14 protein-coding genes are annotated in these 13,566 nt (G+C 64.1%); 8 read left to right on the top strand and 6 right to left on the bottom strand.

Annotated elements, in window-relative coordinates:
* The first annotated feature begins 9 nt into the window (after positions 1–9).
* Positions 10–411 carry a hypothetical protein gene (locus tag SLQ31_RS15085; protein ID WP_319433933.1) on the top strand — a complete coding sequence of 134 codons (402 nt, stop codon included), beginning with the start codon at positions 10–12 and terminating at the stop codon, positions 409–411.
* The gene (locus tag SLQ31_RS15080) at positions 392–1,303 is read left to right on the top strand and encodes a hypothetical protein (RefSeq protein ID WP_319433931.1); all 912 of its coding nucleotides are present in this window, start codon (positions 392–394) and stop codon (positions 1,301–1,303) included. Before SLQ31_RS15085 ends, SLQ31_RS15080 begins: the two co-directional genes overlap by 20 nt.
* On the opposite strand, the gene SLQ31_RS15075 is transcribed toward SLQ31_RS15080, so the two are convergent.
* Positions 1,273–2,697, bottom strand: a complete 1,425-nt coding sequence (locus tag SLQ31_RS15075) for an MFS transporter (RefSeq protein ID WP_319433929.1) — start codon at positions 2,695–2,697, stop codon at positions 1,273–1,275. The two genes, SLQ31_RS15080 and SLQ31_RS15075, sit on opposite strands and share 31 nt — an antisense overlap.
* Before the next feature lie 221 nt (positions 2,698–2,918).
* On the opposite strand from SLQ31_RS15075, the gene SLQ31_RS15070 reads away from it, so the two are divergent.
* From SLQ31_RS15070 to SLQ31_RS15060, 3 genes are all read left to right on the top strand, one after another.
* Entirely contained in the window at positions 2,919–3,260 is a 342-nt protein-coding gene (locus SLQ31_RS15070) for a hypothetical protein (RefSeq protein WP_319433927.1), read from the top strand.
* A 7-nt stretch (positions 3,261–3,267) separates the two neighbouring features.
* Complete coding sequence (locus SLQ31_RS15065; RefSeq protein WP_319433926.1) at positions 3,268–3,504, top strand: hypothetical protein; 237 nt, start codon at positions 3,268–3,270, stop codon at positions 3,502–3,504.
* Positions 3,505–3,642: 138 nt separating this feature from the next.
* Entirely contained in the window at positions 3,643–4,446 is an 804-nt protein-coding gene (locus tag SLQ31_RS15060; protein ID WP_319433924.1) for a lysophospholipid acyltransferase family protein, read from the top strand.
* On the opposite strand, the gene SLQ31_RS15055 is transcribed toward SLQ31_RS15060, so the two are convergent.
* Both SLQ31_RS15055 and SLQ31_RS15050 read right to left on the bottom strand, forming a co-directional pair.
* On the bottom strand, positions 4,443–5,879 hold the full coding sequence (locus SLQ31_RS15055; protein WP_319433922.1) for a wax ester/triacylglycerol synthase family O-acyltransferase: 1,437 nt from the start codon (positions 5,877–5,879) through the stop codon (positions 4,443–4,445). The two genes, SLQ31_RS15060 and SLQ31_RS15055, sit on opposite strands and share 4 nt — an antisense overlap.
* Positions 5,880–5,945: 66 nt before the next feature.
* Entirely contained in the window at positions 5,946–6,437 is a 492-nt protein-coding gene (locus tag SLQ31_RS15050) for a hypothetical protein (protein ID WP_319433920.1), read from the bottom strand.
* 47 nt (positions 6,438–6,484) lie between these two features.
* Between SLQ31_RS15050 and SLQ31_RS15045 the strand changes: the two genes are divergently transcribed.
* Positions 6,485–7,144: a TetR/AcrR family transcriptional regulator gene (locus SLQ31_RS15045; protein WP_319433918.1), complete on the top strand. Its 660-nt coding sequence runs from the start codon at positions 6,485–6,487 to the stop codon at positions 7,142–7,144.
* A 361-nt stretch (positions 7,145–7,505) separates the two neighbouring features.
* Entirely contained in the window at positions 7,506–9,584 is a 2,079-nt protein-coding gene (locus SLQ31_RS15040; RefSeq protein ID WP_319433916.1) for a putative bifunctional diguanylate cyclase/phosphodiesterase, read from the top strand.
* Here SLQ31_RS15040 and SLQ31_RS15035 read toward each other — a convergent pair.
* From SLQ31_RS15035 to SLQ31_RS15025, 3 genes are read right to left on the bottom strand one after another with little or no spacing between them, the layout of a single operon-like run.
* A complete protein-coding gene (locus tag SLQ31_RS15035) occupies positions 9,522–10,904 on the bottom strand; it encodes an NAD(P)/FAD-dependent oxidoreductase (RefSeq protein ID WP_319433914.1) in 1,383 nt (460 codons plus the stop codon). The genes SLQ31_RS15040 and SLQ31_RS15035 overlap by 63 nt on opposite strands.
* Positions 10,905–10,921: 17 nt before the next feature.
* Positions 10,922–12,133, bottom strand: coding sequence for a thiolase family protein (locus SLQ31_RS15030; protein ID WP_319433912.1), 1,212 nt, complete (start codon positions 12,131–12,133; stop codon positions 10,922–10,924).
* 34 nt (positions 12,134–12,167) lie between these two features.
* Positions 12,168–12,566 (bottom strand): Zn-ribbon domain-containing OB-fold protein, encoded by a 399-nt coding sequence (locus tag SLQ31_RS15025; protein ID WP_319433910.1) that lies wholly within the window; start codon positions 12,564–12,566, stop codon positions 12,168–12,170.
* 138 nt (positions 12,567–12,704) lie between these two features.
* Between SLQ31_RS15025 and SLQ31_RS15020 the strand changes: the two genes are divergently transcribed.
* Complete coding sequence (locus SLQ31_RS15020) at positions 12,705–13,175, top strand: SRPBCC family protein (RefSeq protein WP_319433908.1); 471 nt, start codon at positions 12,705–12,707, stop codon at positions 13,173–13,175.
* The last annotated feature ends 391 nt before the right edge of the window (positions 13,176–13,566 follow it).

Raw genomic sequence — 13,566 nt, 5'->3', positions numbered from 1 at the left:
GCGGGGAATATGCTGCCCGGACAGCTGGAATCGGCCATAACGGAAGAGAACGTCAGCATGTCGACGGCACTCACCATTGTCACCTGCGTCGTGACTGCGGGACTGCTGGTGCGGATGTTCATCGCCGGTTTTATCACTCGTAGTGACATGGTGTTTTCCTGGCCGATGTTCTCCGACCCGTCCTACTGCTATTTCGATCTAACAGCTGAGACGCCGACCGGTTCAGGGCAGAAGATCAATTTCTGGGATTACGCGATCAGTATGGATCTGAGCCTGACCCAGGCTGGCGCGCAACGGTTCTTGGACTATCTGCGCGACGTGAAGTCTATGCATGTCCACGGCCGAGTGTTCATTGACGACGCTCAAGGGACATACGAGATGAGAGTGGTCGATGGGTATCTGGTGGATTGATGCCGTCAGCACAGCATTCGACATGCGGGTACCCGCTCTCCCCAGCAACATCTTTCGGATTGCTATTGCGGTCGCGGTCCTCTGGAAGTTCATCTCTGAACAGTTTTGCGGCGCATGGCACTATCTCGACGAAGGGAGTTACGTACGGTTCTGTTATGTAAAAGCTCATCCACGTGGGCCTTTTCGCAGCATCACTTTCTACCGGGTTGCCTACATAGCCAAATGGGTAGCAGCCGCAGGCCTTTTCCTCGGCATCGCACCACAGATTTGCGCTCTCGTGCTGGCCGTATGGTTCGCCTTGGAAATCGGTTACGACTGGAAGTACCACACGGTCTTCCTGATGTTGATGTGCGCCATCCTCTGCGTCGATGGCGGTTCCAGTGGCATTCTGCGGCCCGATCAACTCCCATGCCTGCTCGAGAACGACTGCCGCAACAATCTCGTCGACGCCGCCACCACCTGGGTGTGGCCGAAATGGATAACGCTGGTGGTCCTTACCCAAATGTATTGGGCCAGCGCCTATACCAAGCTGCGCCTGGTGCAATTCCGATCGGGCACCACGCTGGTCAAGTTGAGCCGGACCCTCTACCTGAACCGACCCCTGTTGCGGCACTGGGAGTATCACCTGCCGAAATTGATGGTGAACCATCTCATCCTGGCCCCACCCGAGGTGTGCCGACGCCGATGGGCGGTCGTCGCGTGGGCAACCATCGTGGGCGAAGCGATACTGCCGATCGGACTGGCCACCCCGTATCTCCCCATCTACTACGCAGCCTTCATCTTCGGCGCGATCATGCATACTGGATTTACCGCGCTACACCAACGCAAACTGCCACCCTTCAGCATCGCCTGCCTTGCCGCCTACGTGATGATCTTCCCTGTCGCGGTGTGACTTTGGAGCCTGCCGTGCGGTATCAGCATTGCGCACGCTGCGGCTAGCCCGCTGCCGGCCGCGGCAAGCAGCATGGCTGTGCGGATCCCCGCCAACGATGGCAACTCGGCCCCGGCGAACGGCATGGTCATGGCCGCCAACACCGCACCGGCCACCGCGCTACCCGCGGCCTGCCCGCACATGCGCACCAATTGGTTGATTCCGTTGGCAGCGGCCGTCTCCGATGCCGGCACAGCCGCGGTGATCAACATCGCGGACGCCGCGAAGGAAAGTCCGACCCCGATACCCGCGACCGCGGTACACAGCAGCACCTGCAACACGGTGTGCAGCAGCCAGGCCGCGAGCAGGTAGCTGACCGCCATGATCGCCGCCCCGATACCCAGCGCCGCCCTCGCACTCAATCTCGCCGCAATGACCGCGGCCATCGGTGAGGCGGCCATGATCGTGACTCCGTTGACCGCCATCACCAGCGCCGTGTTCAGCAGCGACTGGCCGAGTCCATAGCCCGTCTGCCTTGGAAGCTCAAGTAGTTGCGGCAGGGTCACCAGCATCGACACGATGGCGAAGCCGAGCGCAATCGTCGCCACGTTCGTGATCAGCACTGGCCGACGGATGCTCATCCGAAGGTCGACCAACGGCGACGACGTCTGCAACTGCCACCACGCGAAGACCGCAAAGATCGCCGCCGATGCCCCAAATGACCCCAGAGCGGTACCACTCGTCCAGCCCCAACTGGCGCCTTTGGAAACCGGCAACAGTAGCGCCACCAAACCAGCAGAGAGCAAAACGGCGCCCAGGGGGTCGAACTTGTTGTGTGCGCTAGCCGGGACTCGCGGCACGAACAGCGCGAAACCCAGCAGCGCCACTACGCCCAAGGCCCCGGAGAACCAGAACAGGGCATGCCAGTCGAGGTTGTCGACAATCACCGCCGACAGCGGCAAATTCAGCGCACCGCCGATGCCAACGGATGCGCTGAATACCCCAATGGCCAAACCCACCGAGCGGGGAGGTACCGCTGCCCGTATGACGCTGATACCGAGGGGAAGAATCGCCACCGAACATCCCTGCAGCCCGCGGCCTAGGACCAGCAGGATCAATGAATTCGCCAGGGCGGCAACCACGGAACCCACGATGAGCAGGGTTGCACACACGAGAAGCATGAGTTTGGGTCCGTACAGATCACCGAGCCTCCCGAAAACCGGCATCGCCACCGCGGCTGTCAGCAGAGTCGCCGTAATCGCCCATGACGCGTCCGACGCACTCGTTTTCAACAAAGCCGGGAGCACCGGAAGCAGCGGAAACATCAGCGTCTGCACCACCGTCACACCGATGACGCCAAACGACAGCGCTACCACCAGGCGCGTAACTGCGGCGGTGGATGCCTGGGCGCGCATCCGCCGAGAGTATCCGCGGCGCTAGAGCAGATGTCGGTATTCAGGCAATGATTTCCGTTGCCTTTCTTGACGGTTGGAGCCGGCCCCTTGGGCGGGCCGCCGGCATGCGAGTAGTCGCCGAGAGGATTGCAGTATGCCGCTACTCGTGTGGAGTAGCCGGGTTGAGCAGACGATGTATCCATCGTCTCCCACATGACTAGCGGCTCCCCGAGGGGGTTCCCATGACGGTTCGCAATATTTTCTCGCCCGGCACGTTATCCGTCGGGGGTTCCGGCTACCACTCTGGGACTCAGTCGATATCCAACCCATGGGAGTCGGGAAGCGCAGTCTGGATCCAGTGCACAACAAAGTACGTCGCGGGCGACGGTCAATCCGAGTTCGGTGTCTCCGAAATCTCTCAGTTCGACGACTCCGGGCGGTTCGAAGTCGTCAGCTTCGGGGGTGACACGTTCGGTAGCTACGCTGCCCGGCTGTTCGTGCCGCAGTTTCTCGGCCTGATCGCCACTGCGCGGGCCTACGACGCGTCCATCGAAGGGACGCTGACACTATTTTCCTGGGGGTGAGGTCGAAATGAGCGAGTCCACAAACAGCGTCGAAGCAACCGTTCGAGCGTTCGTCGTCCGGTCTGAGACTGGCGACCTGATCCATGTGCATCAAGAAGTCGCCTTCGCTGACACGCCGAAATCGGACGAGGAGCCCGAGGGACGTGCACTTCGCCTCGCCGGCGATCGCGGGCGCACGGGGCGCGTTGAGGAAGTGGCGGTCGACGCACTTCCCGTACCCGCATTCCGCGCCCCCAAGACCTGAAGCGGAACGCCCGCACCTTGGGCTGGACCAGCGGATATGGTATTCTCGCTTTCAGCAAGTCACATATCCGCTGGTGCGGGTGGCCAGCGGGGAGGCGGGCCACCAGCGGGAACGGCACAAGACCGTCCAGGGGAAGCTATGAGCGACGACGCAGTCGACAACGAGACCGCCAAATGGGATCCAGCGTTCACCGCGCAGGTGAGCAAAGTGGTGTCACCGATCGTGCGGCGGTATTTCCGCGCCGAAGTGCGCGGGTTGGAGAACATGCCGCCCGCCGGCGGCGCCCTGGTGGTGTCCAACCATTCCGGTGGCATGCTCACACCCGATGTGCTGATCTTCGCGCCGGAGTTCTACGGCCGATTCGGCTACGACCGCCCGCTCTACACGCTGGCCCACTATGGGGTGTTCATCGGACCGCTCGACGGCGTGCTGCGCCGCTTGGGCGTGATCGAGGCCAGCCGCGACAACGCCGCCACCGCATTGCATTCCGGCGCGGTGGTGCTGGTATTTCCCGGCGGGGATTACGACTCGTACCGGCCGACGTTCACGCAGAACGAAATCGACTTCGACGGCCGCACCGGCTACGTCCGCACTGCGCTCGAAACCGGCGTGCCTTTGGTGCCGACGGTGTCGATCGGCGCCCAGGAGACCCAGTTGTTCCTCACTCGGGGGAACTGGTTAGCCAAGCGGCTGGGCCTGACAAAGGCACGCGTGGACATCCTCCCGGTGAGCGTCGGTTTTCCATTCGGCCTCAGCGTTCTCATACCGCCGAATCTGCCGCTGCCGGCCAAAATCGTCACCGAAGTGCTCGAACCGATCGACATCACCGCGCAGTTCGGGTCAGACCCCGATATCGCCGAGGTGGACGCGCATGTGCGATCGGTGATGACTGAGGCGCTCAAACGGCTTGCGCGACAACGGCGGCTGCCGATCCTCGGCTAGCTAGCGACGGTGGCCGGCGGCATCGCCGTACTGACAGTGCACACCCCGTCGGCGAAGCCAGCGGCGGAGCGGATGTCGGCGAACGCCCGGACCATCGCGTTGGTCGCCTCATGAATGTCGGTGAAGGTCTGATCGTCTGACAGGATTGCGATGTCGAGCTGGTCGACATAACTCCAGACCGTCATGTTGAACGCGCTGGCCGCCGAAAGCACTCCCACTGAGTAGATTTCGCTAACCGGGGCGCCACCGATATTGCCGCGCTGGCGCGGACCCGCCACATTCGACACAGCGACGTTCATGATGCGATTGTGTGCGGCGCGACGCGCCTGCCACCGAAATGCCGCTGGCGCAAACGCCGTTGGTAGGTATTGCATCATCCGGCCCTGCACGGAGGGCCCGAGAAGCTCGTAGTCCTCCTTCGCTCGTCGACTGGCCACAGCGGTGAGCCGCACCCGCTCGAGCGGATCGGCGAGATGGACCGGCAGCGAGACGGACAGCCCGCCGATCTCGTTGCCGGTGATCCGGTCCGCGGACTTGTCGGTTGCCACGGGAACCGCCGCCACGATCGGCTCGTCCGCGCCCCCGTCGTAGCGCAGCAGCAGCTCTCGCAGGCCACCGGCGGCCACCGCGAGCACGATGTCATTGAAGGTCACGTCGAGCCGCTTGGCGGTCTCCTTGATCTGCGCGAGCGCCAGCGTGGCGGTGGCGAAGGTGCGTACCGGTGACACCACGTGGTTGACGAACGTCACCGGCGCGGCGAAGGGCTTGGCTAACTGCACCTGGCCGCGACGCTCCCGCTGGCGCCGACGCAGGCGGGCGAATCCCGTTGCGGCGTCTTTGATGAGCGCAGGCAGGTCGCCCGCTTGGTGTAAGTGATCGCCCAACGCGGCCTGAACCAGTTCGGTGTTCGACGGCGGGTCGCACTCGGGGGAGCGCTGCGTCGCCGGAATCGACTCGCCGGCCAAATCCATCAGCCGCGCCAGGAGATTGGCCGAAGCAACGCCGTCGGCGAGGGTGTGGTGCACCTTGCCGATCAAGGCGTAGCGGCCGCGCGCCATGCCTTCGGCAAAATGGAACTCCCACAACGGGTACCGCCGATCCAAGGGCGTGCTGGCAATGTCACCGATCAGTGCGTCCAACTCCCGACGCCCACCCGGAGCCGCAACGGTGACCCGGCGCAAGTGGTAGTCCAGGTCGACATCGCAATCCTGCATCCACATCGGATGGTGAAGGCGCCCCGGGGTTTCCAGTAGCCGATAGCGCAGCGGTTCGAGCAGATGCAATCGCTCTTCAACGGTGCGGCGAAACACCGCGAAGTCGAACACCCCGTCGTAGTCGGCGGCGTCGACAATGGCCACTTTCAACGTATGGGTGTGCAGGGTCGGGGTCTCGCTGTAGAGCAGCATGGCGTCCATGCCGTTGAGTCGCTTCACGGACCAACCTCCTCAGTGCTGGCCCCCCGCACCGAGCGTGTCGTCGTGCCTATGCTAGGCGACTGCTCAGCAAAGCTCAACACCGCGGCGAGCATAGGCGGTGCCCTCGGGCAGGAGATGCTGGCGCACGAGCCTTCGCAAACGCCGTTGGCGGTGCCGAAATATCGCATTGGCGACGGGTATCACCAGGACCGTCACGTTTCCGGCATCGATGTCGACGGTGTCGACGTAGCGGCAGGTGGCGTCGTCGATGGTCTCGACGTGAAGGGTGTGATTCCACGCCGCGAGAAGGCCGCCGCGCTCGTGGGTGCGCACCGTGCGCGAGGCCGCGTCGACATCGAGGACTTCGATCGTGTGACGGTAGGCGGGAATGACATGGAAGGCGAAGAGCCAGGCGGTTCCGCGTTCACCTTCGCGGAATGACTCCGCGCGCCCGGCGAGCGCGGGTACTCCGAAGAGGCCCTTGCAGACATAGAGGAACGTCGTGGGGGAGAGCATGGCCGGCCACACCCGTTCTGCGGTTGTTGGCAGGATGGTTTCGTGGCGAATGGTCCGCATTCTCGGCACTCCTTCGAGCGAGTTAGGTTAGCCTAAGTCTGCCGGTGATGACGCTGGCTGACTACTCGCTTTTCCCGGGGAGGCCGACGATCGCTCCCTCCGACCGCTTCCGCCAGCGCAAGCAGCCAAAACAACGTCGGGCCGCCGAGACCCGGCAGCGCATCCTGGACGCGGCGGCTCAGGTTTTCGCCGAATACGGCTACGCCGCGGGGACCACCAATCGCATCGCCGAGCGCGCGGAGGTGTCGATCGGCTCGCTGTACCAATACTTTCCCAACAAAGACGCCGTGCTGCGGGCGTTGATGCAGGCCCACGCCGACGCCGGCGCCCGCTTGATCGCCGAGCGGACCCTCACCGGATTGCCCGCGAATCTGGACGACGCCCTACGTGTATTCGTCCGCGCCACGATCGACAACCACCGCGACAATCCGCGACTGCACCGAGTGCTGTTCGAGGAAGCGCCGCGCGCGCCGAACTTCTTGGCCCACATACACGAATTGGAGCGGCAGGCAGTCGAGGGCACCGCCGCTCTGCTCGAAGCGCATCCGAGCGTGCCATCCAGCAGCCGCCTCACCGCACACGTGGTGGTGACCACGATCGAATCGCTCGTACACCGACTCGTCACGACGGAGCTCCCCGTCGATCTCGACGAACTCGAAGACGAAATCGTCGTCCTACTCGGGAGATACCTACGCCGCAGCGGATAACGTTGCAGGGGAGTGGATTTCGCATCTCGTCCAGCTAGTGCCCAGATTGGTACCGCACCGCGTCAACACCGGGTGTATTTAGTTGGGCGATAACGGTCCAGCCGCGAAACTCTTCTGCCAGGATATTTGGACGTCAACATCGCGGGCTGGAGGGGGCGCGTTGTCGTCTGAGAGCCGCCGCTTGCGTTATGGGCTATCTGCCGTCGTCGTCGCCGCGGCAGGGTTGAACGCGCTCGGTCTGTGGGGAGAGCAGACAGCGCAACGCGTTCAGTTCGCCCTCGAAGCAAACCTGTGCGTTGTCGCATTAGTTGTCGGGCTCGTGGTCGCGCGCCGAGTAACCGGCCTGTCGCGGTGGTGGCGAGTGTCCCTACTCGCCGCGATAGCCGCGTTCTTGACCGCCGAGCTCCTCTCGCGGCTGGGTCACGCGGCCGACCATGACGCGCCAGCGGCAGCAGTCGCCGGATACTTTCTCGCCGGTCTGTTGTTCGGTACGGCAATGGTGCTTCTTGTGCGCTCTGGCCACCAAGGCAACACCAAGAGGCGGGTACGGGTATGGCCGGGAGTCGTCACCACCGTTCTCGACGGCTTGCTGGCGGCGCTGGCGTTTTCACATCTGGTGTACGTCGCCCGGTCGGGCGCCATGGACGGCGCCGCGCTGCCGCGGTCCACCAACACCGCCGTCGTCGTCGGTATCGCCGCTGTCGAGCTCGTCGTGGTGGTGGGCGCGGTGCTGCTCGCGATGTGGTATCCGCGGTACCGACCGGGTCGGGCGAACTACATGTTTCTGGCAGCCGCGGTGATGACCCTGACTTCCTCGGACCGGCTGCTCGCCTATTTCCGGAATGTCGCGGTGACGGCGCTCGACCCGTGGGTCGCCAGCGGATTCGTTATCGCTCCGCTGCTGATCACGTTGAGTCTGCTCGAATTCCCGCCACGGACCCGACCCGACCACGACGAGACGGAACAGCCGACCAACTGGGCGCAATTGACACTGCCCTATGTGGGATTCATGGGCAGCACCGCACTGCTCACGTTCCACGTGCTCATCGGGCGCAGCATCGACCCCATCTTCATCAGCATATTTCTGGCGATGGCATTGCTTGTCGCGACGCGCTACGTGGTGGCGATGCGGGTCCAGCGGATGTTGACCGCGCAGCTCGTCGACGCCAAGCGCCGGCTGGCCCATCAGGCTCACCACGACGCATTGACCGGCCTACCCAACCGAGTGTTGTTGGGACAACGGCTGGACGAGGCGATCCGCGACGGACCCTTCGTCTTGATCTTCGTCGACATCGACGACTTCAAAGAGGTCAACGATCAGTTTGGGCACGCCGCCGGCGACGAGCTGTTGTGCGCGATCAGCGCACGCCTGGACGGGTGTCTTGGACCGGGCGACATGCTGGCGCGGATCGGCGGAGACGAGTTCGCCATTCTGATCGCCGGTGTCGTCGGGGCGCCCGAAATCGTGGCCGACCAGCTGCGGGTGGCACTTCGAAGTCCGTTCTCGGTGCACGGGACGTCCGTGCGGGTGCGTGCCAGCATGGGCTTGGTGAGTCCCGGGGCTGACGGTTTTCCACCGACATCCGACGATCTGCTCAGGCAGGCTGACAACTCGATGTACACCGGCAAGCGGCTGGGCAAAGACACCGCCGTGGTCTACCGGCCGACGTTCCGCATGTCGGAGGATTTTCCGACGGCGCTGCGGCACGCGAACGGGGGCATCCCGCCCGGGTTTGAGCTCAAATACCAGCCGATAGTGACACTCCCACAAGGCATCCCGGTCGCGGTGGAGGCGCTTGCCCGATGGAAGACCCCCAGTGGCATACAGATTCCGCCCCAGACCTTCGTCTCACTGGCCGAAGCAAATGGCATGGGCGCCCAACTCGATGCCATGGTTCTCGATCTAGCCTGTTCGCAGATCCAAGCCTCGGGCCTGGATCTGGACGTGCACATCAACATCGGTGCCGCACGACTCGGCAGCGTCGAATTCGAACGTGCTGTCAGCCGCATACTCGCCCGGCATGGGCTACCGGCGCACCGACTGGTCCTGGAGATCACCGAGACGGTTCCCATTGTTGATCTCGCCGACGGCGCGGCCGCCATCAGACGCTTGACCGACCTCGGCATGAGAGTGGCCTTGGACGACTTCGGTGCGGGTTACAACTCCTTGACCTACCTGCACGAGCTGCCGGTGCAGGTGGTGAAACTCGACCGTGGCCTCGCGATGGGCGTCGAGCCCGGGCGAAACCTCACGCTGTACCGCTCGGTCATCGGCCTGTGTGAGGCGTTGGGCCTCACCGTGATCGCCGAAGGGATCGAAACCACCGAGCAGGCCGAGACGGTTTTCATGGCCGGATGCACACTGGCGCAAGGCCACCTATTCGGGCGGGCCTCCGCGCTCACCGATCTCGCCGTGCCGTCTCCGGTCAGGAAGGCCTGACATCGGACCCCAGGTGTAGGGCTCGTGAGGATGCCCGGATGAGCCCAGAATGAACGTCCGATCGCTGCGATCGCCGCGCGCGATGCTCGTAATCCACGTGCCGACGGTGCTGAAGCGGTTGCGCACGCCGGTGAGGAACGCGATGTGGATGAACGCCCAACCCAGCCACCCGATGACGCCGGTGAGCTTGATCGGCCCGGCCTGTAGCAGGGCATGGCCGCGGCTGATGTACGCCGCCGACCCGAGGTCGCGGTAGCGGTAGGCCTTGCGGGTGGTGCTGCCGAGATCACGCTTGATACAGGCGGCCACGTGCAGGCCACCCTGCATAGCGTTCTCCGCGACGCCCGGTAGCCCATCGCGACCGGCGAGGTCGCCGATGACGAACACCTTGGGGCGCCCCGCCACCGAAAGGTCGGCGTCCACCGCGATGCGCCCCGATCGATCGCTCTTGGCGCCCAACACTTCTGCGGCATGCCGCGCGAAAGGCACGGCTTCGACACCGGCGGTCCACAGCACCGTACGGGTGGGGTAATCAATGCTGGGCCCACCGCCCTTGGGGCACACACTCACACCATCGCGCCGGACGTCCGTCACATGAGTGCCCAGCTTCAGCTCCACACCTAATTTTTCGAGCACCCGCGATGCGTCTTTGCACAGCCCTGACGAGAAGCCCTTGAGCACCCGGTCGCCGCCGTCGAACAGCAGCACTCGTGCGTCCTCCGGTTGGATGCTGTGGAACTCGTTGGCCAGCGCACGGGTGGCCAATTCCCGGATCTGCCCGGCCAATTCGACACCGGTGGGACCCGCGCCGGCGATGGCGAACGTCAGCCACGGATCCCGCTCGGGACCGGGCGGCAAGGTCTCGGCGATCTCGAACGCGGCGAACACTCGGCGGCGGATGCTGAGTGCGTCGTCGAGCGTCTTCATGCCCGGTGCCCAGGCGGCGAAATGTTCGTTGCCGAAGTAGGACTGGCGCATGCCGGCCGCGATGATCAGGTAGTCGTAGTCGAGGTGGAAAACCGTCTCGTCAGGACGACGGGCTGTGACGCGTCGCGCGTCGGGGTCGAGCTCGATAGCCTCGCCAAGCAACGTGGTGACGTTGCGGTGATGCTCCAATTCCTCGCGCAGCGATCGGCTGATCTGACCGATGCTCAGCGTTCCCGTCGCGCACTGATAGAGCAGCGGCTGGAACACGTGGCACGCAGAACGATCCAACAGCGTCACGTCGACGTCGACGCGGCCGAACCGCCGGGCACAGAACAGGCCACCAAACCCGCCACCGATGATGAGTACCTTGGGGCGTGCGTTGGCAGATGTCATGCCTCATTCGTACCCGCTTAGGCGGCGGACTTCTCCAAGATGTGGACGCCGCATGCCGATCCGAGTCCGATGACGTGGGCCAAGCCGACCTTGGCGTTTTCGATCTGCCGATCGCCGGCCTCACCGCGCAGGTGGTGACAGATCTCCCAGATATTGGCGATGCCGGTTGCCGCGATGGGGTGTCCCTTGGACTCCAGACCACCGGAGACGTTGACCGGCGTCGAGCCGTCACGCCAGGTGGCGCCGGAGTTGAAGAAGTCGGCGGCGCCGCCTTCTTCGCACAGCATCAGGTTGTCGTAGTGGACCAATTCCGCTGTTGCGAAGCAGTCGTGCAACTCGACCAGGTCGAGGTCCTTGGGCGGCACGCCGGCCTGCTCGTAAGCGGTGACGGCGGCGTTGCGCGTCAGCGTGTTGACGTTCGGCAGTACCTGGCAGCCCGCTTCGTAGGGGTCGGAGGTGAGCACCGAGGCCGATACCTTGACCGCACGCCGACGTTGTTCGAGCGACAAGGATTTGAGTGTCTCACCGTTGCACACGATCGCCGCGGCGGCGCCGTCACAGTTGGCCGAACACATTGGCCGGGTATTCGGGTAGGCGATCATCACGTCGTTCATGATCTGTTCGAGCGTGAACCTCTTCTGGTAGGCGGCCAGCGGATTCAATGTCGAATGGGCATGGTTCTTTTCGCTGATCTTGGCGAAGAGCTCGAAGCTGGTGCCGCCGTACTTGTGGCCGTACTCCGTGCCAATCTGGGCGAACACGCCGGGCATGGACTCCGTGCCGATACGCCCGTCGATCGGCGCGACGGCACCGAATCGGCCCGCCGGCGACCAGATATCAGCGTCGTCCTTCTTTCGGCCACCCGCACCGAGAAGTCCGGCGCCGGAAAGCTTTTCCACACCAACAGCCATGCCGTAGCGCGCCTCGCCGGCCTTGACCGCCATGATCGCCGTCCGCAGTGCGGTGGCGCCGGTGGCGCACGCGTTGGCCACGTTGTACACCGGGATGCCGGTCTGGCCGATTTGCTTCTGCAGCTGCTGGCCGATCCCGGCGCTGGCGTTCATCAGGTTGCCGGCAGCCAGCACGCCGATGTCCGCCATGGTGACGCCGGCGTCGGCGAGGGCAGCTGTCGCCGCCTCGGCGGCCAGATCGATGGTGTCCTTGTCGGCGTGCTTGCCGAATTTGGTCATCCGGATACCGAGGATCCAGATTTCGTCGCTGGCACTCATCGCATCTCCTTGGCAGGGCTCAACAGTGGGGACATCACGCGACCGGCTCGAAGCCGAAGCCGATTGCCTCGGTTCCGTTCGCGTCGGCGCCGAGCGAGTAGGTACTCAGGCGCACCTTCATACCGTCCTGAACGTGTGCGGGGTCCGGCTCGATGTTGACGAGGTTGGCGCGTACCTGGGTGCCGTCGCAGTCGACCACGGAGGCGACGAAGGGGACAGGCACACCCGGCGCGGCAAAGGTGACGATGGTGAACGTTCGGACGGTGCCTTCGGTCGCCACCGGGACGGTCGAGAATTCGGTGGCGAAGCAGCTCGCGCAGGCATTGCGCCGGTCAAAGAACCGAGCACCACATGCCACGCACTCATGTGCGACCAGATGGGGTTCACCATCGTCGAGCACCAGGTAGTCGACCATCGGAATGCGCTCGGCCATGTGACCCTCCGTTCGTATGTCCAACTGACGCTAGCGAGTGCTCAGCCGACACCAAAGAGTGGGGTGGACTCTGTGCGCGGCGAGTATCTTTTGCATACGACGACGCCGACTTACGGCTCGTGAACAGAAGGGCCGATCATGCCCGTCACCATCGTTGACGCGGGACCCAACCAAGTCAGCCGCTCGATAGAAGTCAACGCCCCCGCGGCCGAACTATTCGCCATGGTCGCTGATCCTCGCCGCCACCACGAGTTGGACGGTTCGGGCACCGTCCGCGACAACATCAAGTGCGCAGACCAGGTAGTCACCGGAACGAAATTCACAACGGCGATGAAGATGTACGGGGTGCCCTACCGGCTCACGAGCACCGTCACCGCCGTCAAACCCGACGAACTCTTCGAGTGGCGCCACCCATTCGGCCATCGGTGGCGGTGGGAATTCGCCTCTCTCACACCGACTCTGACCCGGGTGACGGAGACGTTCGACTATCGCGACACCGGCCCGATCAAAGACACGTTGAAGTACTACGAGCGGACGGGCTTCGCCAAGAGCAATGCGAGCGGCATCGAGGCCACGTTGACCAAGTTGGGTGAGCGCTACAGCGCGTGAGGCTATTGCCGACAACCCCGCTCGCCGGGTGGAGGCGGTGCGTCCCCGGGCCGGCGGTCGCAGGTGGGCGGAACCTCTGGAGTGTCGATGTCCGGCAGCGGTGGTTCCACAATCGGTTGGGGCAGGTGATCGGGCGGCGGGCGGTTGCCCGGCCCCCGTCCGGGTTGCCCCGGGTATCCGCCATGGGGTGGTCCGCCATCAGGCACGCCTGGGCCTGGCGCCCCTTGAGGTCCGCTGGGCGCTGAGTCCGGAGCGCTGGCCGAGCCTGGCGACGCGCCGCTCTGTGCCGAACCCCCACTCGTCGACAACGATGGCCCTGAATCGGTGGGCAGTATTGGCGATGACGCCGACGGCCCCGAACCACTGGGACTGCTGCCACCACTGGACCCGC

Source organism: Mycobacterium sp. RTGN5 (genome assembly GCF_033804465.1).
Classification (GTDB): domain Bacteria; phylum Actinomycetota; class Actinomycetes; order Mycobacteriales; family Mycobacteriaceae; genus Mycobacterium.
Note: the sequence above shows the minus strand (reverse complement) of the source record. Positions and strands in the feature narration are given on the sequence as shown.